Raw genomic sequence first — 24482 nt, 5'->3', positions numbered from 1 at the left:
CGCGCCGCCGTCACGGCGGCCCGTCCGCGAGCGCCACTCCGCGCGCCGCCAGCAGCCGGAGGAGCCGTTCCCAGCCCTCCCCCGGGACGGCGGCACCGTCCGGCGTGAAGGTCACCGCCGGGACGGTGACGGCCAGGCCGTCCCGGTCACCGGTCAGGGTGTGGATCTCGGCGACCCTGCGCCGCCCGGAGGCAGGCTCCCGCGCCACGTGCACCACCAGGTCGAGCGCCGCCCGGAGCTGGCTGTGCAGGGCCGGCCGGTCCAGGCCGGCGAGCGCCCCGAGCGCCTCCAGCCGGACCGGCACGTCCGCCGCCGTATTGGCGTGAACGGTGCCGCAGCCACCCTCGTGGCCGGTGTTCAACGCTGCCAGCAGGTCCGAGACTTCGGCGCCCCGCACCTCCCCGACCACCAGCCGGTCGGGGCGCATCCGCAGGGCCTGGCGGACGAGGTCGCGCAGGGTCAGCTCGCCCAGGCCCTCCTGGTTGGGCGAGCGGCTCTGCAGCCGGACCACGTGCGGATGGGCCGGCTGGAGCTCCGCGGAGTCCTCGACCACGACGATCCGCTCGTCCGCCCCGACCAGCCCGAGCAGGGCCGACAGCAGCGTGGTCTTGCCCGTGCCCGTCCCGCCGCTGATCAGCAGGGAAAGCCTCGCGCGCAGGATGCCCGCGAGCAGATCGGCACCGCCCGCGGGAAGGGCCCGGCCGGCCACCAGCTCGTCGAGCGTGAACGGGCGCGGCCGGCAGACCCGCAGCGAGATGTGTGTGCAGCCGGCGGCGATCGGCGGCAGCACCGCATGCAGCCGGGTGCCGTCGGGCAACCGCCCGTCCACCCAGGGCCGGGCGTCGTCCAGCCGCCGCCCGGCCGCGGTGGCGAGGCGGTGCGCCAGCCGCCGGACCGCCTCGACGTCGGTGAAACGCACGCCCGCGGCCCGCCGCAGACCGCCGCCGCGGTCGACCCAGACCTCGTCGGGGCCGTTGACCAGGACGTCCGTGACATCGGGAGCCGCCAGCAGCCGGTCCAGCGGGCCCGCACCCACCAGCTCGGCGCGCAAGGAGCGCACGGTGTCGAGGACTTCGTCGCCGCCGAGCGGCGGCCGCGTGGCCCGCAGCACCGCCGCGACGGACCCGGCCGTCGGCGCCGCCCCGGTCTCGGCCAGCCGGAGCCGCACCGCGTCCACCAGCGCCGCCGTACGCTCCTCCCGGGCGGTCCGCCCGTAGGGAGGCGGCTCCGGGGCGCGGGCCGACTCCGGGGCCGGTCCGGCGGATGTGACGCTCCTGAGCCGCCGAAGCTCCCGCGCACCGCCGCCTCGGCCGTCACCGCCCACACCGCCCACACCGCCCACGGCCGCGCCGCGGACGATGCCGAGGCCACCAGTACCGCCGACGCCGATGCGCCCGACAGCGCCAGGGCCGCTCCGCGTCCTGCCTTCCGCCCCGCTTCCCGTCCTGCTTCCTGCCCTGCGCAGACGGACCATCAGTAGACACCTCCTCCGACCGCCGGAACCGGCGGCAGCACTTCGGACAGAAAGGTCTCGCAGAACCGCGCCAGCGGGCCGTTCTCGCGGATCCCGGGCGGCACCCCCTGCTCGACGTCGGCGGCCAGCCCGGGCTCCGCGGCCAGCTCCCCGGCGAGCCGGAGCCGCAGGCCCCGCGCGATCCGGTGAGCCGGGAGGCCGAACATCCCCAACGGGCGGACCACCACCCGCACGTCGTCCAGCCGCATCCGCACGGCGGCCGCGACCCGGTCGGCGGCGGCCACCGCACGCAGCTCGGCCGGCACCACCAGCAGCGCCGTGTCGGACTGCTCCAGCGCCTGCCCCGCCGCCGGATCGAGGTGGCGCGGTACGTCGACCACGACCAGCCCGCCGCGCCGCCGGGCGGCGGCCAGCACGCTGCGCATGGCCTCGGACGGCACAGCGAGCGTGTCGCCCCGGTCCCAGGACAGGCAGGACAGCGCGGTGAGCCGTTTCAGCACCGGCAGTGCCTTGGCCAGCTCTGCACCACTGACCCGGCCGCGCGAGCCAGCCAGGTCGGGCCAGCGCAGACCGCCGGCCGTCTCGCCGCCCAGCAGGATGTCGAGGCCGCCGCCCAGCGGATCACCGTCGACGAGCATGGTCCGCCGGCCCGTCCGCGCGGCCGTGACCGCGAGCGCGCAGGCCAGGGTGGAGGCGCCGGCCCCGCCGCGGCCGCCGAGCACCGCGACGGTGAGCGCCGGCGTGCCGATGCCCTCGGCCGCGTCGGCGATCCGGTCGAGCAGCCAGGCCTCGGCATCCGGCAGGAACAGCACGTGCTCGGCGCCGAGTTGGACCGCCCTGACCCAGACGCCGGAGTCGTCGAGATCCAGCCCGAGCAGCAGGACCCCGGTGCGCCGGGGCAACCCCGCGCACCGCTCGGCCTGGTCGTCCCCGACCAGCACGAGCGACGACCCCTCCCAGAGCCCGCGCGGTGGCGGGGCACCCCGGATCAGCTGCGGTTCGGTCCCCGCGGCCGCACAGAGCCGCAGCAGGTGCTCGGCCAGGTTCTCGTCCTCGGTGACGACGAGCGGCCCGCCGGCCTCCGGGCCGTGCGTGGCGGCGTGGCCGGTGATCGGTGTCGACATGGCGGTCTCCCCTGTGCGGCGCCCCGGCCTCGGGAGGCGGTACGGGCGCACGTCGGAACGGTTGCGGCGGGCGGCCGGCCGGGAAGCACCTCGCTGGAGGTGCCCGGCAACCGCTGCCGACCATCACGGTGGGGGGCGGCCGGGATTCCGTCAGCCCGGTTCCGAATCCCTGTGGACAACTCGGGGTTGTGGATAACTTTGTTCACCCGGGCGTGTGGCTATCGGGCAAGGAATTGACGAAACGGGCTCACTGGGAAGAACCCGCACGGTCCCGGCGCCGGCCCGACGAACCGCCGGACGGATCCACGCGGCTCCGCGGGAACACTCCCCAGGCCTTCCGCGGGCCCCGCACCGAACCCCCCTTCCCGGCCTTCCGGAGCCGCCCCCACCCCGCACCCGCACCTCTGCGCAAGCATCACGACGGCTCCTCGGCGGCTTCTCGGGAGCGCGTCCGAAGCATCGAGGGAGCACGTCGGAACCACTTCCGGCGCCTCGCCGGAGCTCGGACGGGCATGAGGAAGCAGCAACACAGAGTGACGAAAGTGAGTTGGTGGGGCGGCGCCCCGACACCCCTTGCAGACCGCTGCCGGGCCGGCCGCCGGATTACCCACGAAAGCCGTTCAAGCCCTGAAAATGGCCCCGGACGTGCGACGACCCCCGCCGGGGGGGAGAGCGGGGGTCGTCTATCCACGGCCCGACTCGGGGGGGAGGAGCCGGACCGGGTTAGCACGGTCGCGAACGATCCGTGACTTCCATGGTGTACCCGAGCGGCCAGAAACACAAACCCGCACGCCCACGAGTACGCCGAATGGCGGGGTGTTTTACGGTGCCCTCTATCCTCGGTTCCCGTGGACACCACCGAGAACGCCGACGAGTACGCCGACGAGTCCCCGGACTCCACCGCAGCGGCCGCAGGGGCCCCCGGGGACGCCGGGAGCAGCGAGAGCGCCGGGCAGGCCGAGGCTGCCGCCGCGAGGCCCCCGGCCGTCCGGGCGCACGCGGCCGGGCCACGGACCGCGGCCTTCTTCGACCTCGACAAGACCATCATCGCCAAGTCGAGCGCCCTCGCCTTCAGCCGCCCCTTCTACCAGGGCGGCCTGATCAACCGTCGGGCCGTACTGCGCAGCGCCTACGCCCAGTTCGTCTTCCTGGTCGGCGGTGCGGACCACGACCAGATGGAGAAGATGCGCGAGTACCTCTCCGCGCTCACCCGGGGCTGGAACGTCCAGCAGGTCCGCGAGATCGTCGCGGAGACCCTGCACAACCTGATCGACCCGATCATCTACGACGAGGCCGCCTCGCTGATCGAGCAGCACCACGCGGCCGGCCGCGACGTGGTGATCGTCAGCAGCTCCGGATCCGAGGTGGTCGAGCCGATCGGCGCCCTGCTCGGCGCCGACCACGTGATCGCCACGCGTCTGAAGATCGAGGACGGCTGCTACACCGGCGAGATCGAGTACTACGCGTACGCCGAGAACAAGGCGGCCGCCATCCGGGAGTTGGCCGAGACCGAGGGGTACGAACTCGCCGACTGCTACGCGTACAGCGACTCCTCCACCGACCTGCCGCTGCTGGAGGCGGTGGGCCACCCGTCCGCCGTCAACCCGGACCGCGCCCTGCGCAAGGAGGCCGCGGCCCGCGACTGGCCGGTGCTGGTCTTCGACCGCCCGGTGGAACTGCGGCGGCGGCTCCCGGAGTTCTCCGCCCCCAGCGGTTCGGTGCTCACCGCCGTGGCGGTCGGCACCGCGGTGCTGACCGCCGGGGTGATCTGGTACCTGGCCCGGCGCCGCCGTCCGACCGCCTGAACGATCGGCCACCGCCCGGGCGGCGCGCCGCTGCGCCGCCCGGCCCGGACGAGACCCCCGGTGACCCTCGGAGGCTCCCGGGCACCGAGGCTTACTGGGACGGATCACCCTGACCTGCCCCAGAGAGGGCAAATCGGGCAAAAGCCGAAGACTTCTCGTTTCGGGTTCCCCTTTCGCCCGAAACGCGATACAAATGAAGCAACGGCCCGCGAGACCCGGTCAGGACCGAAGAGGTCAAACCGACAACGCAGTTCAGGCCCCACGGACCGCGTGTACAGATAGCCGAGCACCCACATGCAGCCGACCCGCTGTCGGGCCGCCGCACCAGACGAACGGGCAGGATCCCCGTCTGATGGGCACTTCCGGTGCATGCATGGTCACCCGGCACCTGTGCCAGCGGCGGCACCCGGCAGGATCAGGTGCCGCCGCATTTCTTTGTCCCGCGTTCGGTCCGCCCGCGGAGCGGAGGACGCCGGAGCGGACCGAACGCGGCAGACCGGACCGGGGCCGGCCCGCAAAGTCCCGCGGAACCCCGCAGAGTGCCGGTCAGACCATCCCGCGCTGCATCGCCTCGCAGACCGCCGTGCTCTCGCGCACGCCGAGCCGCAACGCCCGCCCGCAGTGCCCGATCCAGGCCGCCAGGCCCTCCGGGGTCCCCGCCAGGTAGCCGGCCAGCGCCCGCCGGTAGGCGTCCGTGCCGAGCTCCGCGAACCCCACCTCGGCCGGGCAGATCGACTTCGGGTCGAGCCCCTCCGCGATCAGGACGATTCGCTGCGCTGCCCGCGCGATCACGCCGTTGTGCGAGCCGAACGGCCGCAGCGCCAGCAGCTCCCCGTGCACCACCGAGGCCACCACCAGGGCCGGCGTCCCGACACCCTGCCCGTCCGCCCGGGCGATCAGCAGTCGGGAGAGCTGGTCGAGCCGCGCAGCGACCTCCTCGGCACCTGGGGCCGGGGGCAGCGCCGCGACCGGGGCGCCGGCGGCGGGGTCGGCCTCGACGCTCTCCACCGGCTCCAGGTCCAGCGGGAAGAGAACCTCGGCGCCCTCGGCACCCTGCCGCGGCCGGCCCGCGACGGCGTCGGCGTCGCCAACCGCCAGCAGGTGCAGCCGCGCCAGCACCTGGAGCGGCGAGTGCCGCCAGATGCTCAGGAGCTGGCCGGCCTCCGCGGCGATCCGCAGCGCGGCGCCGACCGTGCGGGACTCCGGGTCGGCACTGAAGTCGCTGCGGCGGCGGACCTCCTCCAGCGGCCAGTCGGCCCCGGCCAGCGCCGCCGAGGCACGGGCCCCCCGCAGTGCGGACTCGGAGGTCACCTCGGCCGCGCGGCGGCGCATCACCCGGTGCCCGTAGAGGCGGTCGACGGCCTTGCGCACCTCGGCCACGGCGTCGGGCACTCCGGGGAGCTGCGCCAGCGGGGCGAGGGGATCTGTTCCAGTGCTCACCTACCCGAGGGTAATGACACGGGGCCCTTCCCGGAACAGCAACCCCGGATCACCCATTAGAGGCAATCCTCACTTCCCTCCCGCAAAGAGGCGGAAACCCCGGATAGCATGCCGATATCGGAGACGATAACGATTTCCAACTCTGGAGATCGTCGACCTCGGCGCACGGCGGAACGGCACCCGGGAACGGCACGGAAGCAACGCGGCGAGGCACCGAGCAAACGGCCCCGAGGACGGGCCCCAGAGCGAGAGCCGGAGTCCCAGATGAAGATCGCCTTCGTCGGCAAGGGCGGCAGCGGGAAGACCACGCTGTCCTCACTGTTCATCCGCCACCTGGCCGCCACGGGCCGTCCGGTCATCGCCGTCGACGCCGACATCAACCAGCACCTCGGTCCCGCACTCGGCCTGACGGACGCCCAGGCGGGCGAGCTGCCCTCGCTCGGCGCCCACCTGCCGGAGATCAAGGAGTACCTGCGCGGCGACAACCCGCTGATCCGGTCCGCCGAGGAGATGATCAAGACCACTCCGCCCGGACGGGGTTCGCGCCTGCTCCGGATCGTCGAGGAGAACCCGGTGTACGCGGCCTGCGCGCGCCCGATCGCACTGGACGAGGGGTCGGTCCGGCTGCTGGCGACCGGCGCCTTCGCCGAGGAGGACCTCGGGGTCGCCTGCTACCACTCCAAGGTCGGCGCGGTCGAGCTGCTGCTGAACCACTTGGTGGACGGCCGGGACGAGTACGTCGTGACGGACATGACGGCGGGCTCCGACTCCTTCGCCTCCGGCCTGTTCACCCGCTTCGACCTGACCTTCCTGGTCGCCGAGCCGACCCGCAAGGGCGTCTCGGTGTACCGGCAGTACAAGGACTACGCCCGGGACTTCGGCGTGCGGCTCCGGGTGATCGGCAACAAGGCCCAGGGCCCGGAGGACATCGCGTTCCTCCGCCGCGAGGCCGGCGACGACCTGCTGGCCACCTTCGGCCACTCCGACTGGGTGCGCCGGCTGGAGCAGGGCGCCGAGCCGCCGCTGCGGGCCCTGGAGCCGGAGAACCGCGCGGTACTGGAGCGGCTGCGCGCCGAGGCCGACGCCGCCCACGAACTGCGGGACGCCCGCCGCTACACCGAGCAGGCCGTCCATTTCCACCTCCGCAACGCCGAGAGCTGGGCCAACGCCAAGGTCGGCATCGACCTCGCCACCCAGGTGGACGACGACTTCGTACTCGGCGCCGAGCACGCCGAACCGGCCGGCGCGCACGCCTGACACCCGACGCCTGACGCCCTGGGCACCCGGCACCCGGCACCCGGCACCCGGCACCCGGCACCCGGCACCCGGCACCCGGCACCACCGAACGGGCTGCGACCCCCCTCCGTTCAGGGGAGGGGGGTCGCAGCCCGTTTTCGCGGGGCCGGCACCGCCGTGACGCGCCCACGGCGGGCGTCAGCAGATTCCCGTCAGTTCGACTACCACCCAATGGGGTGAACCCGGGGTTTTTTCACTTTCGCCCCGGGTGACGCTGTGCAAAGCTTTCATTACTCTCGGTTTACCGAGTCTTGATGGTCCCCTCCGGGGCACGGCCGGCCGCACGGTCGGCCGCCCCCGCGAGGCCCACTGATGGTCCACGGCCGGCCGGTGACCCCCGCACTCCCCGCCGCGCCCACGCCATCCCGCCACACCGTCGCGACCCACGACAGCCGATCCGTTCCCCGAGCCCCACAACCGGACTCACCACCGGACCTGACTGCGTTCGTTCCCCCGGAAAGACGGGAAGACAATGACCCTCGACATCTCCAGCGCACCCATCGCCTCCGACACGACCGACCACGCCCCACCGGGCGGGCCCTCGCGCACCGGCCGGATGCAGGACCTCTCCGCCTCCCTCGTGGTCTTCCTGATCGCCGTGCCGTTCTCCCTCGGCATCGCCATGGCCACCGGCGCGCCGCTCACCGCCGGCCTCGCCGCGGCGGCCGTCGGCGGCATCGTGGTCGGCCTCCTCGGCGGCACCCCCCTCCAGGTCAGCGGCCCCTCGGCCGCACTGACCGTGGTCACCGCCGGGCTGATCTCCCAGTTCGGCTGGCAGGCCACCTGCGCCATCACATTCGCCGCCGGGCTGCTCCAACTCCTGCTCGGCGCACGGCGAGTGGCCCGCACCGCCCTCGCCGTCTCGCCCGCCGTGGTGCACGGCATGCTGGCCGGCGTCGGCATCGCCATCGCCATCGCCCAGCTGCACGTCGTCCTCGGCGGCTCCCCGCAGAGCTCCGCCCTCGCCAACCTGCTCGCCCTGCCGGACCAGCTGGCCGGTCCGCACCCGCCCGCCCTCGCCGTCGGCGCGCTGACCGCCACCGTCCTGCTCGGCTGGCCGCGGCTCGGCCGGCTCCCCGGCCGGGCCGGGGCGTTCGGCACCAGGCTGGCCAAGGTGCCCGGCCCGCTGGTGGCCGTCGCCGCCGCCACGGCGCTCGCGACGGCCCTCGGGCTGAACCTCGCCCGGGTCGCCCTGCCCGCCTGGCAGCCGCACGACCTCGTCCCCGCCCTGCCGCACGGACCGCTCGCCGCAGTCCTGGCCGCCGTGCTGACCGTCACCGCCGTGGCGAGCGTCGAATCGCTGCTCTCCGCCGTCGCGATCGACCGGGTGTCGCACCGCAGCGGGGACCTCGACCGCGAACTGCGCGGTCAGGGGATCGCCAACATGGTCAGCGGGCTGATCGGCGGGCTGCCGATCGCCGGCGGGGCGGTACGCAGCACGGCCAACGTCCGGGCCGGCGCACAGAGCCGCTGGTCCTCCGTCCTGCACGGCGTCTGGGTGCTCGCGGCGGCACTGGCCCTCACCGGCGGGCTGCGCCGGATCCCGCTGGCCGCGCTCGCCGCGCTGGTCCTGGTCGTCGGCCTGCAGATGGTGAGCTTCGCGCACATCCGCAAGGTGCACCGGCACCGCGAGTTCCCGGTCTACCTCACCACCGTGCTCGGCGTGGTACTGCTCGGCGTCCTGCAGGGCGTGGCCCTGGGCGCGGCGACGGCCGTCCTGCTCGCGCTCTACCGCCTGACCCGCGCCCATGTCGACGTACTGGCCGGCCCGGACGGTTCGGTCACCGTGCAGACGCACGGTCCGCTCACCTTCACCGCCGTCCCCCGGCTCAGCCGCGCACTGGCCGGCATCCCCGCCACCGCCGACGTGGCCGTCGTCCACGACGGCTCCTTCCTCGACCATGCCGCGTACGAGACGCTGCACAGCTGGCGATCGGGCCACCAGGCGGCCGGCGGCCGGGTCTCGATGATGACGCGCCGCCAGGACGACGAAGTCCTCGACCCGGACGGTACGGTCCGCACGGGCAGCTCCCCCGGCCCGCACCGGTGCCGCGCGTGGACGCCCTGGGTCGGCCACCACTGCATCGAGCAGCAGGAGGATCCGCACGGCCGGCTGCTGGACGGCGTCCGCGGGTTCCAACTGCACACCGCGCCGCTGATCCGCCCCGAGCTGGCCCGCCTCGCCCGGGAGGGTCAGACGCCCTCCCAGCTCTTCCTGACCTGCGCGGACTCACGGATGGTCACCAGCATGATCACCAACAGCGGCCCCGGCGATCTCTTCACCGTCCGCAACGTCGGCAACCTGGTGCCCGCTCCGTTCGAGCCGGGTGCGGCCGACGACTCGGTGGCCGCCGCGGTGCAGTACGCCGTCGAGGTGCTGGAGGTGCGCTCCATCACGGTCTGCGGGCACTCCGGCTGCGGCGCGATGAAGGCGCTGCTGGACGGCGTGCACGAGCAGCCCGGACCGCCCACGGCGCTGACCCGCTGGCTGCGCAACGGCCGTGGCTCGCTGGACCGGCTGCGCCGCGCCCCCGCCGAGTTCACCGCCCGCCCGGTGGTCGATCCGGTCGAACAGCTCTGCATCACCAACGTGGTCCAGCAGCTGGACCAACTGCTGGCGAACCCGGCAGTGGAACGACGCGTCACCGAGGGCACGCTGCGGCTGGTGGGGATGTACTTCGACTTCGCCACCGCGCAGGCCTACGTCCTCGACCGGGAGAGCAGCCGGTTCAGCCCGGTCGAGGCACTCGACAGTGGAACAGCCGGATCCGCGGACTGCGACACGCCCGAGCGGGTGAACGAAATCGAACAGATCGCCGCGGCCGGTCCAGCAGTCGCCGTGGCGCCCGGGAGCGACCCCCGACTGGCCGCCTGAGCCCCCGGCCCGCGCCTCCCCCGACGGGCGGGGACGCGGGCCCGACCCACCCATCTGGCCGTCCCAGCAGCCGACTCGTCGACCGGTCCGCCCGGCGACGGGTCGGCCGGGGTTCGATCGTTCTTCGACCGACGCGTTCGAATCTCGATCAAAGGTCTACACCAATTCCACGGAGCCTCTTGTCAACAGACCTCTTCGCCTGGTGAGCTGTGCGCTGGGACACACGGGACAATCCCCACGCACGGGATTGATCCCGATCATGACTCGATGAGGAGTGCGCGTTGAGCAACGAGAGCCTGGCCAACCTGCTCAAGGAGGAGCGGCGCTTCGCCCCGCCGGCAGAGCTCGCCGCAGCCGCCAACGTCACCGCGGCCGCGTACGCGCAGGCCTCCGAGGACCGCCTGGGCTTCTGGGCCGAGCAGGCCCGCCGCCTCGACTGGGCCGTCGAGCCCACCGAGACGCTCGACTGGTCCAACCCGCCGTTCGCCAAGTGGTTCGCCGACGGCAAGCTCAACGTGGCGTACAACTGCGTCGACCGCCACGTGGAGGCGGGCAACGGCGACCGGATCGCCATCCACTTCGAGGGCGAGCCGGGCGACAGCCGCTCGATCACCTACGCCCAGCTCAAGGACGAGGTCTCGCAGGCTGCCAACGCACTGCTGGAGCTCGGCGTCACCAAGGGCGACCGGGTCGCGGTCTACCTGCCGATGATCGCCGAGGCGGTCGTCGCGATCCTCGCCTGCGCCCGGATCGGCGCCACCCACTCCGTGGTCTTCGGCGGCTTCTCCGCCGATGCCGTGGCCTCCCGGATCACGGACGCCCAGGCCAAGCTGGTCATCACCGCCGACGGCGGGTACCGCCGCGGCAAGCCCTCCGCGCTCAAGCCCGCCATCGACGAGGCCCTGACCAAGGTCGACGGGGTCGAGCACGTCCTGGTGGTCCGCCGCACCGGCCAGGACACCTCCTGGACCGAGGGCCGCGACGTCTGGTGGCACGAGATCACCGCCCGGCAGTCCACCGAGCACACGCCCGAGGCGCACGAGGCCGAGCACCCGCTCTTCATCCTCTACACCTCCGGCACCACCGGTAAGCCGAAGGGCATCCTGCACACCTCGGGCGGCTACCTCACCCAGGCCAGCTACACCCACCACGCCGTCTTCGACCTCAAGCCGGAGACCGACGTCTACTGGTGCACCGCCGACATCGGCTGGGTCACCGGTCACTCGTACATCGTCTACGGCCCGCTCGCCAACGGCGCCACCCAGGTGATCTACGAGGGCACCCCGGACACCCCGCACCAGGGCCGGTTCTGGGAGATCGTCCAGAAGTACGGCGTGACCATCCTCTACACCGCGCCCACCGCGATCCGCACCTTCATGAAGTGGGGGGACGACATCCCCGCGAAGTTCGACCTCTCCTCGCTGCGGGTGCTGGGCAGCGTCGGCGAGCCGATCAACCCCGAGGCGTGGATCTGGTACCGCGAGCACATCGGCGCCGGCAAGGCCCCGATCGTGGACACCTGGTGGCAGACCGAGACCGGCGCCATGATGATCAGCCCGCTGCCGGGCGTCACCGAGACCAAGCCGGGCTCCGCCCAGCGCGCCCTGCCGGGCATCGCCGCCACCGTCGTCGACGACGAGGCCCGCGAGGTCCCGAACGGCTCCGGCGGCTACCTGGTGCTGACCGAGCCGTGGCCGTCCATGCTGCGCACCATCTGGGGCGACGACCAGCGCTACATCGACACCTACTGGTCGCGCTTCGAGGGCCGCTACTTCGCCGGTGACGGCGCCAAGAAGGACGAGGACGGTGACATCTGGCTGCTCGGCCGGGTCGACGACGTCATGCTCGTCTCGGGCCACAACATCTCCACCACCGAGGTCGAGTCGGCCCTGGTCGGCCACCCGTCCGTGGCCGAGTCCGCCGTCGTGGGCGCCACTGACGCCACCACCGGCCAGGCGATCGTCGCCTTCGTCATCCTGCGCGGCACCGCCACCGAGACCCCCGAGCTGGTCGAGGAGCTGCGGGCGCACGTCGGCCGCACGCTCGGACCGATCGCCAAGCCGAAGCAGGTCAAGGTGGTCGGCGAGCTGCCGAAGACCCGCTCCGGCAAGATCATGCGCCGCCTGCTGCGCGACATCGCCGAGGGCCGCGAGGTCGGCGACACCACCACGCTGGCCGACAGCACGGTGATGAACCTGATCCAGTCCCAGCTCCCGCCCGCGGGCAGCGAGGGCTGACCTCCGCCGCCGAACGGCATGGTGCCCCGGGTGGTCGTGACCACCCGGGGCACCATGCCGTTCAGGCCGCGGTCACGGGCCGTCAGCCCTCCGGTGCCGGAGCCTCCCGGCGCTCCGCGACCAGTGCGCGCAGCGTGTCGTAGGCGCTCTGCGCGAAGCCCCGGCTGCGCAACGGCGGCGTGCCGGCCATCACCGCCAGCCCCACCTGCGCGCGGGGACTGAACCCGACGAAGGTGGTGAACCCCCTGGTGGTACCCACGTGATAGACCACCTCGGCCATTCCGTCGGCGGGCGCGTCCAGCGCCCCGCCCACCGCCTCCTCGGCGGCCGGGCCCGCCTGCTCACCCACCGCCTCGCCGTACAGAGGCCCGAACGGGCGCCCGAACGGACGCCCCAACGGGCCCCCGGCCGAACCGTCGAACGAGGCATCGACCGAGCCGTCGGACCAGCCGTCGGACCAGGCGTCGAACGGCGCGACACCCGGGCCCCCGTCCTTCCCGGCCGCCTTCCCGACCGCCCTCGCGGCCGCCGGTCCGCCGGACGGGACCGAGCGGTGGTTCCATCCCAGAGAGATCCGCGTCCCGCCACGCCGACGGCCGGCCCGCGGTCGCCGGACCTCACCGAGCGCCGTCCGGAGCACCGCCGCGTCGGCCCGCTCGGGGAGCGGCACGGCGTCCAGGGCCAGGTGCGCCTGCAGGTAACGGAGCATGTCGTCCGCCGTGGAACGCAGCGCGGCCGCGCCGGGTAGCGCGGGCAGGCGGAACGACGGCACCCGGCGACCGCGCCGGTAACCGGCGGCGTCCTCGCGGCCGGGGCCGCAGGAGGTGTCCATCAGGCCGAGCGGCCCGCAGACCCTGGCTTCCAGCAGGTCGTCGTAGCGCTGCCCGGCCGCGTTGGCCAGCAGGAGGCCGAGCAGGCCGCAGCCGAGGTTGGAGTAGCGCACCTGCGCGCCCGGCGTCCCACGGACGGGGGTCCGGGGCAGTGCCCTCAGGAGATGGGCCGGGCCGAAGGTGGCGTAGGGGCGGGTGAACCAGCGCGGGGCCAGCGCGGGCAGCAGCCCGACCGGCGACCGGGGCAGTCCCGAGGTGTGGGTGGCGAGGTGGAGCAGGGTGATCGGTCGCTCGTGCGGGTAGCCGGGGGCGGCGTCGGCCGGCAGGTAGCGGTCGATCGGATCGTCGTAGCCGACCTCACCGCGGGCGGCCATCTCGGCGAGCAGCAGCCCGGTGAACGTCTTGGTGACGGAACCGAGCTCGAACCTGGTGTCGGCGCGGACGGGGCGCTCGCGTGAGCGGTCCGAGTGGCCCCGGCAGGCGACGGTCCGCTCGGCGCCGCGGATCACCACGACGGCGGCGCCGGCACCGGGGGCGGCGGCGTGGAACAACGGGCGGAGCAGGTGTTCGAGATCGGGGCCCGGCTCGGTGGCCGGGGCGTCGGTGGCGGCACGTGCGGCCGGACCGGGGGCCGAACCGTTCATCGGACAGCGCTCCGGTGACGGCGGGCGGCAGCACTCCACCGAGGGCCGGCAGCGGCAGCGGCGCCGATGTCAGCACCCGCCTCAGCACCCGCACCCGTTCCCGGGCGGAGCGGTCGCACGGAGTGTCGCGTGAACGGTCGCGTGCACCGGCGAAGCGATAAGAGGGGCGGTCTGGGCATGGTCGTACCTCCACGGCACAGCAATGGACGGGATGCGCGCCGTCCCGGTCGGGGTGGCGCCTGCGATCGACGATAGGGAGGCGTTCACCCGACTGCATGCGGCCGGCTCCATTCGGGTGTCGCCGGGTGCAGCATGCGGAGGAGGGGCACGTCAGGGAGGCTTAAGTCCTGAAATATGGCAATCGGTATGCCAGCTTGCGCTTCCGGCTAGAATGTCAACGACGCATCAAGATCGAGCGTCACAGGGCGCGCCGGGAAGTCTGGTCGGCACTGCACCACAGGTGCATCCACATGCCGTTTCCCCGCCCCCAGGAGGTCCCGCGTGGCCAGCCAGCCGCCCGCCCAGGAGCCGACGACCCGACGCCGCCAGCTGCTCGGCAGGCTGTCCCTCCCCGAGCGCACCTACATCCTCGACGCCCTGCGCACCGAGACGGTCGGCGGGATCCTGCTGCTCGTGGCCGCCGTGACGGCACTGATCTGGGCCAACCTCTGGCCGGGCTCCTACGAGGCCGTCCTCGACTACACGATCGGCCCGTCCGGCCCGCTCCACCTGGACCTCACCCTGGACGCCTGGGCCAAGGACGGCCTGCTGACGATCTTCTTCTTCGTGGCCGGCATCGAGCTCAAGCGCGAGTTCGTGGCGGGCGAGCTGCGCAGCCCGAGCGCCGCGATGCTGCCCGTCATAGCCGCCGTCTGCGGCGTCGCACTGCCGGCCATCCTCTTCGCCGTCGTCAACTCCGGTGGGGGCGGACACCCGAACGGGTGGGCGATCCCGACCGCGACCGACATCGCCTTCGCCCTGGGCGTGCTGGCCGTGGTGGGCACCCACCTCCCCTCCGCGCTGCGGGCGTTCCTGCTCACGCTCGCCGTGGTGGACGACCTGATCGCGATCCTGATCATCGCGATCTTCTACAGCTCCGGCATCAAGTTCTGGGCGCTCGGGCTCTCCTTCGCCGGCCTGGTGCTGTTCTGGTTCCTGCACCGGCGCGGGGTGCACGGCTGGTACCTGTTCGTGCCGCTGGCCTTCGTGATCTGGGCGCTGATGCACGAGAGCGGCGTCCACGCCACGGTGTCGGGCGTCGCGATGGGCCTGATCCTCCGCTGCCACCGGGTCGGCGACGAGAAGCAGTCCCCCGGTGAGCACATCGAGCACCTGGTCCGCCCGCTCTCGGCCGGGCTGGCCGTCCCCGTCTTCGCGCTGTTCGCCGCCGGGGTGACCATCTCCGGACCGGCGCTGGGCGAGGTGTTCAGCCAGGCGATGCCGCTCGGGATCGTGCTCGGCCTGCTCGTCGGCAAGACCATCGGCATCTTCGGCGGCACCCGGCTGGCCGCCCGCTTCACCCGGGCCGAGCTGAACCCGCAGCTCAAGTGGGCGGACATGTTCGCCGTCTCGGTGCTGGCCGGCATCGGCTTCACCGTCTCACTGCTGATCAGCGAACTGGCCTTCACCGACGATCCGGAGCTGGCCGACCGGGCCAAGGCCGCCGTGCTGGTGGGCTCACTGCTGTGCGCGCTGGTGGCCACCGTGCTGCTGAAGCTGCGCAACCGGCACTACCGCGCCCTCTGCGAGGAGGAGGACCGCGACCTCGACGGCGACGGCATCCCCGACGTCTACCAGCAGGACGACCCGGCCTGGCAGGCGCGGATGGCGAAGCTGGCGGAACATCCGACGAAGGGCGGGCCCGACGGAGCGAACGGAGCGAACGGGCCGGATGGGTCGGACGGGCCCGGATCCGCCCCTCGGCACTGACCCGCCGGGCTCCGCCGCAGCCGGACACGTCCCTCCGCGGGGCCCCCGGAGTGGTGTGCGACTGACCGCTGGGGGCATGATTCTGAGCTGTCGACAGTCCACGGACGCCACCGGGCCCCCGCCGGCCCCGGGAACCACACCGCACGGCGGCGTCACGCCGCACAGCCGCAGAGGAGAACAGCTGATGCCCGCAGGAGCCGCAGACCCGTCCAGCAACGGCCGGGCGCCCTACGAGGGTGAGCGTTCGGTGGGGCAGCTGTTCGCGGCGGCCACCGCCGACCTGTCCGCCCTGGTCCACGACGAGATCGCGCTCGCCAAGGCCGAACTGCGCGCGGACGTCAAGCGCGGCGTCTCCGGCGGGGTCTCGCTGACGGTCGCCGGTGTGGTGGCGCTGGCCTCCGTACCGATGCTGAGCGCCGCGGCGGCGTACGGGATCCACGCGCTGGGCCTCTCGCTCGGCTGGTCGTTCCTGATCGTGGCCGGTGCGTACCTGCTCCTGGCGGTGCTGCTGGGGCTGTTCGCCTGGCGTTCCTTCAAGCGCATCGAGAAGCCGCACCGCACCATCGAGGGTGCGCAGAAGACCGCCGACGTGCTGAAGAACGCCCGCCCGCGGCCGGCCACCCAGGAGGAGATCGACCGCGCCCTGGGCCGCATTCCGTAGTCCGCCCCGCCGGCCGCGGTCCGTGGGCCGTGGGCCGCACTGCCCGGCCTGCATGCGGGCGGGCTTGCGGGCGTACCTGCGGGCGGGCTTGCGGGCGTGCACTGAGCACGGGTGCCGCGAGGGCTGGGCGCACCGAGACCGAGTGCCGGGCGCGTGTCCGGCGTGCGGATGTGACACGCTCTCGGTATGCCGCTCGACCAGAAGCCCCTGCCCGCGCAGCCGTCCGCCGACTCCGGCCCCGACCGTACGGGCGGCCCGGGCTCCGTCGACGAGGCGGACTCCGTCGACGAGGCCGGCGGCGCTGCCGGAACTGCCGGAGTTCCTGACGGCACCGAGAGTGCCGAAGACCCCGGGGCTGCCGAGGGCGCGACCGTGCTCGCCGGCCACGACGCCGCAGTGGCGGCCGGGCCGGCCGACTGGGACATCCGGCAGCCGGGGCCCTGGACGCACCGCGACCTCGCCGCCAACGGCGCCCGGTTCCACATCGCCGAGCTGGGCGAGGGCCCGCTCGTCCTGCTGGTGCACGGCTGGCCCGAGTACTGGTGGGCGTGGCGCCACCAGCTGACCGCGCTCGCCGCGGCCGGCTACCGCGCCGTGGCGCTCGACCTGCGGGGCATCGGCGGCAGCGACCGCACCCCGCGCGGCTACGACCCGGGCAACCTCGCGCTGGACATCACCGGGGTGATCCGCTCGCTCGGCGAACGCCGGGCGCACCTGGTCGGCCACGCCTCCGGCGGCACGCTGTCCTGGGTGGCGGCGGTGATGCGGCCGTCGGTGATCCAGAGCCTCACCGTGGTCTCCGCCGCGCACCCCCGCGACCTGCGCCGGGCACTGCTGACCGACCGCCGCCAGATCGCCGCCTTCGACCACGTACTGGGCTTCCAGCGGCCGTGGATACCGGAACGCCGACTGGTCGCCGACGACGCCGCGCTGGTCGGCCGCTACCTGGACGCCTGGACCGGCCGCAACCAGCTGGACCGCACGTCGGTGGCCGCGTACCGGCAGGCGATCCAGATCCCCAGCACCGCGCACTGCTCGATCGAGCCGTACCGCTGGCTGCTGCGCTCGATGGCGCGCCCGGACGGCATCCAGTTCGCCCGCCGGATGAAGAAGCCGATCACCGCGCCCACCCTGCACATCCAGGGCGCCGCGGACCCGGTGCTGCTGTCGCACACCGCGCTCGGCGGCGGCGAGTACGTGGCCGCGCCGTACCGCTGGCGGCTGATGCCGGGGGTCGGGCACTTCCCGCACGAGGAGGCGCCGGAGCAGTTCACCGCGGAGCTGCTGGACTGGATCGGCCGCCACAAGGACTGAGCCGACGCCGAGGCCCCGGCGAGGGCGTCCCGGCCGAGGGCGTCCCGGCCGAGGGCCTCCGCCCGAGCCCTCTCCCCGGGGCCACTCGCTCGGATGCTTTCGCCGGCGCCACGACGACGGAACAGCTCCGACGGGATGAGTGCGGGACCCGGCTTCGCACGAGACCAAGGGTCTCAACTCCCGCAATGTTGCGCTCATATGACAAACGCATAGGACAAGTTGGCGCCTGCACGAGCGGTTACGCCGACCGGCCCAGGGGCATCCATTCCGGTATGACCTGGATGCCCGATCGCGGCAGCGCTCCGCGCGGCCGACGCCACAACAGCTCGCAGAGGTCCGGACACCGCCCCGACTGGGCCGACGACCTCGGGTACGACGGCATGGACCGCCGTCAGCGCTCGGCGCAGCAGCAGCTCGGCATCCCGCGCATCCTCGGCCGCCGCGCCCGCTGGGTGGGCGCACGCCTGCGGCGCGAGACCTGAGGCCTCGCGCCGCAACCCACTCCTCAGCCGTCATCCGTGGCACGGCCGCCGCGCCCGCCGGACGGGTCCGGCCCGGGCAACGGGTCAGTTCACCACCGTCGGCGACACCGCCGTGAACCAGAGCAGCACGAAGGTCGCCACCGACATGATCGGCACCAGCACCTTGGTCTCGACGTCGTTGCCGCTGCGCTTGATCAGCACTACCTCGTAGCGCTCCTTGTGGGGCCAGAGCAGCGGTGCCCCCTTCTTCGTCAGGCAGTCGCCCAACAGGTGGGCCAGCGTGCCGAGTGCCACCGCGTACGGCAGCCAGCCCGGCGCGTTCGGCATCCAGGTGTTCATCCCCGCGGTGCCCAGCACCGCGAGGCCGATGATGGTGATCCACATCGTCGGACCGTCGCCCGGTGGGTGCAGGCGCAGTGCCCGGATCGCCAGCGCCAGCAGGAAGAACGTCATCCCGAGGGTGAAATTGCGGCCCAGGAAGGTGACGCCGGCCCAGGTGCCGCCGCCCATCAGCGCCACGAACAGCAGCGAGTGGGTGGCGTGCCGGTGGCCTCCGGAGATCCAGGCCACCAGGCGGCAGAGCACCTTGGAGACCGGGCCGAGGAAGTTGGCGATCGTCCCGTCGTGGTGGTCGAGGTCCGGCAGCAGGGCGGCGCCGGCGCACAGCACCGTGCCCATCAGGATGTCGGCCGGCTGGAGCGTGGAGTGCAGCAGCAGGGGCGGCAGGAACGGCGCCGAGGCCGCGTACAGCATCGCCCCGCTCACCGCGTGCGAATGACCCATCATCGAACTTCGCCGACCTCCGACCGGCCCACCCCGGGACGGCACCCGGTTGAGCCGGACGGGTGAGCGCGGCCGACGCTACCAGCCGGGGCTGACGGCGCGCCGGACATCGGACGATCCGGATGGTTCGGATGGTTCAGGTGGTTCGGGTGGTTCGAACGGTCCGGAGGATTCGGACGGCGAGGGCCGCGCGAGCGACACCGGCGCAGCGCAGTACAGGCAGCACTGCAGGCACTGTAGGCAGCAGCAGCGACACCGGCCGTACAGGCACCGCGACGCCCGGTGCCGTCAGAGCGCGCAGCCCTGGGTGTCCACCCGGCCGGTCGCGGTGCTGCCCTCGACGGCGTCCTCACGGACCTCGGCGGAGGTCAGCACGTACCCGGTGTCCGCGCTGTCCAGCGACTTCGCGAAGACCATCCCGTACACCTGGCCGTCCGGGGTGAGCAGCGGGCCCCCGCTGTTGCCCTGGCGGACCAGTGAGCGGACGGAGTAGACGTCGCGGACGACCTGGCCGCGGTGGTAGATGTCCGGACCGTTGGCCTGGATCCGGCCACGGATACGGGCCGGCTGGACGTTGAAGGCGCCGTTCTCGGGGAAGCCCGCCACGATCGCGTTGTCGTTGGTCTTCGCCTCGCCCGCGAAGGTGAGCGCGGGCGCGTTGAGCTTGGGCACGTCCAGGATCGCGATGTCGCGCTGCCAGTCGTAGCGGACCACGGTGGCGTCGTAGAGCTGGCCGAGCCCGCCGATCTGCACGGTGGGCTCGTCGACGCCGCCGACGACGTGGGCGTTGGTCATCACCCGGTGCGGGGCGTAGACGAACCCGCTGCCCTCCAGGGTCTTGCCGCAGGCGGTGGCCGTGCCGACCACCTTGACGAGGCTCTGCTTCGCCTTGGCCACCGCCGGGCTCGCGGCCAGCGCCGGATCGGGCGTGTCGACCTGGGTGATCGGCTCGTGCTCGAAGGGGTTGAAGACCTGCGGGAAGCCGTTGCGGGCGAGCACCTTGGAGAAGTCGGAGAACCAGTTCGGCGCGTCCGCCGGCAGCGCGTTCTGGACGCCACCGAGCACGGCCGAGCTGCGGACCTGCTTGGAGACGGTCGGCAGGGACGTCCCGGCGAGCGCCGAGCCGATCAGCCAGGCCACCAGCAGCATCGAGATGACGTTGACCACGGCGCCGCCGGCCGCGTCGAGGGCCTTGGTCGGACGTCTGTCGATGTGACCGCGGAGCTTCCAGCCGAAGTGCGTGGTGATCGCCTGGCCGATCGCCGCCAGCACGATGACCACCACCACGGCGATCACGGAGGCGGTGGTGCCGGGGCTGAGGTGGTCGAGCAGCAGGGGCAGCAGCTGGACGGCAATCAGACCGCCGCCGAGGAAGCCGAGGACCGACATGACGCCCACCACGAAGCCCTGTCGGTAGCCCGACACGGCGAAGCCGACGGCGGCGGCGATCAGCAGCAGATCCAGGACGTTCACCCGGACACCCTCCCACGACCGGCCGGAGGACTGTGCAGACGGCCGGTCGTCCGGCCGGGACGGTGCCCGGCCGTGACGCCCCGCCGACCCTCGGTCACGACTTCCTGGCCTCGCCGCCCAGCAGTGCGCGGGAACGATCGTGGCCGCCGCCCTGGGCCAGTTCGATCGCCTCCTCCGAGAGGTCGACGGTCCGGGCGGAGTCCCAGGGCACCTCCAGTCCGCTGTGGTGCAGGACGCGGTCGATCACGCCGGCGGTGAAGCCCCAGACCAGCCGGCCGCCGACGTTGAAGGCCGGGCCGAGGTGGCCGGACGGGTGGCGCAGCCTGGCCCGGTTGGCCGGGTCGGTCAGCTCGGCGATCGGCACCCGGAACACCGCGCCGGTCTCCCCCGCGTCCACCGGGCGGACCGGCGTCTCCGAGCGCCACCAGCCGAGCACCGGGGTCACCACGAAGCGGCTCACCGGGATGTACAGGGTGGGCAGGGTGGCGAAGACCTGCACGCCGGACGGGTCCAGCCCGGTCTCCTCCCAGGCCTCGCGCAGGGCCGCCGCGACCGGTCCCGGCCCGGCCGGGTCACCGTCCTCCGGATCCAGCGCGCCGCCGGGGAAGGACGGCTGGCCGGCGTGCGAGCGCAGCGACCGGGCCCGTTCGATCAGCAGCAGGTCCGGACCGCCCACGCCCGCGCCGAAGAGCATCAGCACCGCGGCGGCGCGGCCCCCCTCGGCGGGCGGCAGGAAGCGGCTCAGCTGTTCGGGCCGGACCCGCTCGGCGGCGTCCCGGACGGGCTCCAGCCACCCCGGCAGGCCGTCCCGTTCGATCGTCGCGCTCACTCGGCCACCGCCAGGTCGGCGGCGTGCCCCTGGTGAGCGGCGGCGTCGGCGCGCGCGGCGGCCTCGCCCGGGAAGTCGGCGGGTGGTCGCAGCCGCTGGCCGGGCTGCCCGCCCATCTCGTACTTGAGCAGCTTCGCCGCCTTCTCCGGGTCGGTCTCGCCCTCCCCGTAGGAGGGGCAGAGCGGCGCGATCGGGCAGGCGCCGCAGGCCGGCTTGCGGGAGTGGCAGATCCGCCGGCCGTGAAAGACCACCCGGTGCGAGAGCATCGTCCACTCCGACTTCGGGAAGATCTCCGCGACGGCCGCCTCGACCTTCTCCGGGTCCTCCTCCGCCGTCCACCCGAACCGTCGCGCCAACCGCCCGAAGTGGGTGTCCACGGTGATCCCCGGCACGCCGAACGCGTTCCCGAGCACCACGTTGGCGGTCTTGCGCCCGACACCGGGGAGGGTGACGAGGTCCGCGAGGCGGCCGGGGACCTCACCGCCGAAGGTGTCGCGCAGTGCGATCGAGAGGCCGATCAGCGACCTCGCCTTGGCGCGGAAGAAGCCGGTCGGCCGGATGATCTCCTCCAGCTCCTCCGGTACCGCCGCCGCCATGTCGTCCGGCGTCGGGTACTTCGCGAACAGCGCGGGCGTCGTCTGGTTCACCCGCAGGTCGGTGGTCTGCGCCGACAGCACGGTGGCCACCAGCAGCTCGAACGGGTTCTCGAAGTCCAGCTCCGGATGCGCGTACGGGTACAGCTCCGCGAGCTCGCGGTTGATCTTCCGCGCCCGCCGCACCATCGCCAGGTGCGACTCCGGCTTCCTCGGCTTCACCGCCGGCTTCGCAGCTGCCTTCACCGCTGCCTTCACCACCGGCTTCGCTGCCGGTTCCGCTGTCGTCCTCGCCGTCCGCCGCGCCCCCGGTTCGGCCTTCGATGCCGCCGTTTTCCGGACCTTGCTCTCTGCCATGCCCGAAGGCTACGCCGCCCGATCAACGGCCGGGAGCACTTCACGACCGTTGCACGGACCCGCCTCCCCGCCAGGTCGGGGAGGCGGTCCCGAGGCCCCGAGGCCCGGCGGCCCGCCGTGCCGGTCAGCGCTCGAACAGCGCGTCCAGCTCGCCGAAGCCCAGCGTGCCCGCCGGCTCGGTCAGCGCCCCCGCGCCGAGCAGCTCGACCGCGGCCCGGCGCGCCGCGCTGTACGCGAGCTGCGCCAGACCCGTGCCGACGCTGATCCGCCGCACCCCGGTGGCGGCGAGCTCGGCCGTGGTCGGCCCGCCCGGCACCGCCATCGCGTTCACCGGCAGCGGGGACGCGGCGCAGAGCCTGGTCAGCGTGTCGAGATCCAGCAGCCCGGGGACGAAGAGCCCGTCGGCGCCCGCCTCGGCATAGGCCGCCGCCCGGGTCAGCACCTCGTCCAGCCGGCCCTCGGCGGGGCCGATCCCGAACAGGAAGACGTCCGTCCGGGCGTTGACCACCAGCTCCGGCAGGCCCGCCGCGGCGGCCGCCTCCCGGGCCGCCCGCAGCCGCCCGGCCTGCTCGGCGGCCGGGAGGAGCGGGCCGCCGACGGCCTGCGAGTCCTCCAGGTTCACGCCCGCCGCACCGGCGCCGATCAGCGCGCGCACCGTCCCGGCGACGTCGGCGGGCCCGGGGCCGTAGCCGCCCTCGGCATCGACGGAGACCGGCAGGTCGACGGCGGCGGCGATCCGACGGGCCGCCTCGACCATCTCCGCCCGGCCGAGCCGCTGGCCGTCGCCGCGACCGAGCGACCAGGAGACGCCGCCGCTGGTGGTGGCGACTGCGGACGCGCCGGCCGAGGCGATCACCGCGGCACTGCCGGCGTCCCAGGCGTTCGGCAGGACGAGCACCCGGCGCGGTCCGTCACCGGCGCCGGCGACGGGCTCGCCCTCGGTCACGAGCACCCGCAGCCGCCGGGCCCGCTCCCGGAGCGACGTGGGAGCGGGCGGCGTGGGGCTGAGGCTGAGGCTGGGGGTCGGGGTGGCAGTGGCGGACATGCGGGTCACCGTCTCTCGTGCGGTCGGGCTGTCGCCCCGATGCTGCTCCCCGGGCCTGCCCGCCTCCATTGATTAAGCTGGGGCCGAATCCTGGCCGGACGGACGGCGGGGCGGAAGGCGGGACGGAAGGCGGCCCCGATGAGGACCGAGCTGACGTTCTCGGCGAACGACCTGGCACAGACCCGGTTCGCCGTCTCCCCGATGTGGGAGGTCGTGACCAGCCTGCGCGCCCTGGCCCACTCCCCCGTCCCCGCGCTGCACCGGCGCTGGGCCGGGCAGGTCCGCCCCCGGGTGGCCGCCGCCGGGCTGGAGGACGGGCGGCTCGCCGCGATGGTCCCGCCCGCCGGCCACCTGCCCGACTTCCTCAACCCGACCCCGGCCACCGCCGCCCCCACCCTCGCCGACGAGCTGTCGGCAATCACCGCCACCGACCCCGGACAGGTCCGGGCCGACCTCGACCTCCTGGCCGACGGGCTCGGCGGCCGCCTGCCGGCCCGGCTCGGCCCGCTGTACCGGGACCCGGCCGCCCAGCTGCCCCGGATCGCCGCCGAGATCGAGGCGTACTGGGAGCTGGCGCTGGCCCCGTACTGGGCCCGGATCAGGGCGGTGCTGGAGGCGGACGTCTTCCACCGCGCCCGGCAGGCCGTCGAACACGGCACCGCCCGGGTGCTCGACGACCTGCACGAGACGGTCCGGTGGGACGGCGGCGCCCTCCGGCTGGAGCAGCGGCACTGCGCGGTCGAGCGGATCGACGCCGGGGCGGGGCTGCTGCTCGTCCCGTCCGCGTTCGCCTGGCCGCGCGTGCTCACCCGCTCGCTGCCGCCCGGGCCGCCGCAGCTCGCCTACCCGGCCCGCGGCACGGCCACCCTGTGGGAGCCGCGGCCGGGCGCCGGCTCCGATGCGCTCGCCGACGCGCTGGCCGCCGTACTCGGGCGTTCTCGGGCCCGGCTGCTGGCCGAGCTGGACGCGCCGGCCTCCACCACCGAGCTGGCGCGCCGGACGGGGCTCTCCGCCGCCGGGGTCTCCCAGCACCTCACCGCCCTGCGGGCGGCCGGGCTGACCAGCGCGCACCGGGCCGGCCACGCGGTGCTCTACGCCCGGACCGCCGTCGCCGACTCCCTGCTGGCCCCGGCCTCGGCGGCCCGCTCCGACGGCTGACCAGCAGGCCGACCCGCGGGCCCGACCCAGGTCCGCCGCGGCCGGTCCCGGCCGGCCGGCCCGGGCCCACTCCGGCCCACCACAGCCCGCGCCGGCCCGTCGACCGGCCCGTCAGGCGCCCTCGCAGCCGTCC

17 protein-coding genes and 1 pseudogene are annotated in these 24482 nt (G+C 73.8%); 9 read left to right on the top strand and 9 right to left on the bottom strand.

Annotated features, from left to right (window positions below; translation table 11 throughout):
• Positions 1-10: 10 nt before the first annotated feature.
• On the bottom strand, positions 11-1474 hold the full coding sequence (locus OH807_RS22945; protein ID WP_406201934.1) for a TadA family conjugal transfer-associated ATPase: 1464 nt from the start codon (positions 1472-1474) through the stop codon (positions 11-13).
• The gene (ssd, locus tag OH807_RS22940; RefSeq protein WP_406201932.1) at positions 1474-2598 is read right to left on the bottom strand and encodes a septum site-determining protein Ssd; all 1125 of its coding nucleotides are present in this window, start codon (positions 2596-2598) and stop codon (positions 1474-1476) included. Before ssd ends, OH807_RS22945 begins: the two co-directional genes overlap by 1 nt.
• Positions 2599-3446: 848 nt before the next feature.
• Here ssd and OH807_RS22935 point away from each other — a divergent pair.
• Positions 3447-4403, top strand: a complete 957-nt coding sequence (locus tag OH807_RS22935) for an HAD family hydrolase (RefSeq protein WP_406201930.1) — start codon at positions 3447-3449, stop codon at positions 4401-4403.
• Between the two features lie 546 nt (positions 4404-4949).
• Here the strand turns inward: OH807_RS22935 and OH807_RS22930 are convergent.
• A complete protein-coding gene (locus OH807_RS22930) occupies positions 4950-5843 on the bottom strand; it encodes an oxidoreductase (protein ID WP_406201927.1) in 894 nt (297 codons plus the stop codon).
• Between the two features lie 264 nt (positions 5844-6107).
• Here OH807_RS22930 and OH807_RS22925 point away from each other — a divergent pair, with 264 nt between their 5' ends.
• The 3 genes from OH807_RS22925 to acs all read left to right on the top strand — a co-directional run bounded on the left by OH807_RS22925 (position 6108) and on the right by acs (position 12251).
• Entirely contained in the window at positions 6108-7100 is a 993-nt protein-coding gene (locus OH807_RS22925) for an ATP-binding protein (protein WP_406201925.1), read from the top strand.
• A gap of 511 nt (positions 7101-7611) precedes the next feature.
• Positions 7612-10014: a SulP family inorganic anion transporter gene (locus OH807_RS22920; RefSeq protein WP_406201922.1), complete on the top strand. Its 2403-nt coding sequence runs from the start codon at positions 7612-7614 to the stop codon at positions 10012-10014.
• A gap of 281 nt (positions 10015-10295) precedes the next feature.
• On the top strand, positions 10296-12251 hold the full coding sequence (acs, locus tag OH807_RS22915; protein ID WP_406201920.1) for an acetate--CoA ligase: 1956 nt from the start codon (positions 10296-10298) through the stop codon (positions 12249-12251).
• A gap of 82 nt (positions 12252-12333) precedes the next feature.
• Here acs and OH807_RS22910 read toward each other — a convergent pair whose 3' ends face one another.
• Positions 12334-13725 (bottom strand): serine hydrolase domain-containing protein, encoded by a 1392-nt coding sequence (locus tag OH807_RS22910; RefSeq protein ID WP_406201918.1) that lies wholly within the window; start codon positions 13723-13725, stop codon positions 12334-12336.
• 501 nt (positions 13726-14226) lie between these two features.
• Between OH807_RS22910 and nhaA the strand changes: the two genes are divergently transcribed.
• The 4 genes from nhaA (at position 14227) to OH807_RS22890 (ending at position 18111) form a co-directional block, all read left to right on the top strand.
• Positions 14227-15654, top strand: a complete 1428-nt coding sequence (gene nhaA, locus OH807_RS22905; protein WP_406201915.1) for a Na+/H+ antiporter NhaA — start codon at positions 14227-14229, stop codon at positions 15652-15654.
• A 184-nt stretch (positions 15655-15838) separates the two neighbouring features.
• Positions 15839-16315, top strand: a complete 477-nt coding sequence (locus OH807_RS22900) for a phage holin family protein (protein ID WP_406201913.1) — start codon at positions 15839-15841, stop codon at positions 16313-16315.
• Between the two features lie 186 nt (positions 16316-16501).
• Positions 16502-17629: an alpha/beta fold hydrolase gene (locus OH807_RS22895; protein WP_406201911.1), complete on the top strand. Its 1128-nt coding sequence runs from the start codon at positions 16502-16504 to the stop codon at positions 17627-17629.
• Positions 17630-17901: 272 nt separating this feature from the next.
• The gene (locus OH807_RS22890) at positions 17902-18111 is read left to right on the top strand and encodes a hypothetical protein (RefSeq protein WP_406201909.1); all 210 of its coding nucleotides are present in this window, start codon (positions 17902-17904) and stop codon (positions 18109-18111) included.
• An 84-nt stretch (positions 18112-18195) separates the two neighbouring features.
• Here the strand turns inward: OH807_RS22890 and OH807_RS22885 are convergent, their stop codons facing one another.
• The 5 genes and pseudogenes from OH807_RS22885 to OH807_RS22865 form a co-directional block, all read right to left on the bottom strand.
• Positions 18196-18897 (bottom strand): metal-dependent hydrolase, encoded by a 702-nt coding sequence (locus tag OH807_RS22885; protein WP_406201906.1) that lies wholly within the window; start codon positions 18895-18897, stop codon positions 18196-18198.
• Positions 18898-19182: 285 nt separating this feature from the next.
• Positions 19183-20367, bottom strand: coding sequence for a MarP family serine protease (locus OH807_RS22880; protein ID WP_406201903.1), 1185 nt, complete (start codon positions 20365-20367; stop codon positions 19183-19185).
• A 94-nt stretch (positions 20368-20461) separates the two neighbouring features.
• Positions 20462-21274, bottom strand: a pseudogene (locus OH807_RS22875) (NUDIX hydrolase); the annotation flags it as partial.
• Entirely contained in the window at positions 21193-22146 is a 954-nt protein-coding gene (nth, locus tag OH807_RS22870; RefSeq protein WP_406201900.1) for an endonuclease III, read from the bottom strand. The pseudogene OH807_RS22875 and the gene nth, both read right to left, overlap by 82 nt.
• Positions 22147-22270: 124 nt before the next feature.
• The gene (locus tag OH807_RS22865) at positions 22271-23191 is read right to left on the bottom strand and encodes an isocitrate lyase/phosphoenolpyruvate mutase family protein (protein WP_406201898.1); all 921 of its coding nucleotides are present in this window, start codon (positions 23189-23191) and stop codon (positions 22271-22273) included.
• Between the two features lie 138 nt (positions 23192-23329).
• On the opposite strand from OH807_RS22865, the gene OH807_RS22860 reads away from it, so the two are divergent.
• Positions 23330-24349 carry a DUF5937 family protein gene (locus OH807_RS22860; protein ID WP_406201896.1) on the top strand — a complete coding sequence of 340 codons (1020 nt, stop codon included), beginning with the start codon at positions 23330-23332 and terminating at the stop codon, positions 24347-24349.
• Positions 24350-24482: the final 133 nt, after the last annotated feature.

The organism is Kitasatospora sp. NBC_01560, assembly GCF_045208415.1.
Lineage (GTDB): Bacteria > Actinomycetota > Actinomycetes > Streptomycetales > Streptomycetaceae > Kitasatospora.
The sequence above is the reverse complement of the archived record's forward strand: the minus strand, read 5'-3'. Positions and strand labels throughout refer to the sequence as shown.

What these genes read in the sequence shown, in the direction of transcription:
- OH807_RS22890 (WP_406201909.1), top strand. Translation starts at nt 17,902, where the DNA reads ATGACCTGGATGCCCGATCGCGGCAGCGCTCCGCGCGGCCGACGCCAC.
- OH807_RS22885 (WP_406201906.1), bottom strand. Translation starts at nt 18,897, where the DNA reads ATGATGGGTCATTCGCACGCGGTGAGCGGGGCGATGCTGTACGCGGCC.
- OH807_RS22925 (WP_406201925.1), top strand. Translation starts at nt 6,108, where the DNA reads ATGAAGATCGCCTTCGTCGGCAAGGGCGGCAGCGGGAAGACCACGCTG.
- OH807_RS22860 (WP_406201896.1), top strand. Translation starts at nt 23,330, where the DNA reads ATGAGGACCGAGCTGACGTTCTCGGCGAACGACCTGGCACAGACCCGG.
- OH807_RS22895 (WP_406201911.1), top strand. Translation starts at nt 16,502, where the DNA reads ATGCCGCTCGACCAGAAGCCCCTGCCCGCGCAGCCGTCCGCCGACTCC.
- OH807_RS22945 (WP_406201934.1), bottom strand. Translation starts at nt 1,474, where the DNA reads ATGGTCCGTCTGCGCAGGGCAGGAAGCAGGACGGGAAGCGGGGCGGAA.
- OH807_RS22865 (WP_406201898.1), bottom strand. Translation starts at nt 23,191, where the DNA reads ATGTCCGCCACTGCCACCCCGACCCCCAGCCTCAGCCTCAGCCCCACG.
- OH807_RS22910 (WP_406201918.1), bottom strand. Translation starts at nt 13,725, where the DNA reads ATGAACGGTTCGGCCCCCGGTCCGGCCGCACGTGCCGCCACCGACGCC.
- nth (WP_406201900.1), bottom strand. Translation starts at nt 22,146, where the DNA reads ATGGCAGAGAGCAAGGTCCGGAAAACGGCGGCATCGAAGGCCGAACCG.
- OH807_RS22900 (WP_406201913.1), top strand. Translation starts at nt 15,839, where the DNA reads ATGCCCGCAGGAGCCGCAGACCCGTCCAGCAACGGCCGGGCGCCCTAC.
- ssd (WP_406201932.1), bottom strand. Translation starts at nt 2,598, where the DNA reads ATGTCGACACCGATCACCGGCCACGCCGCCACGCACGGCCCGGAGGCC.
- OH807_RS22920 (WP_406201922.1), top strand. Translation starts at nt 7,612, where the DNA reads ATGACCCTCGACATCTCCAGCGCACCCATCGCCTCCGACACGACCGAC.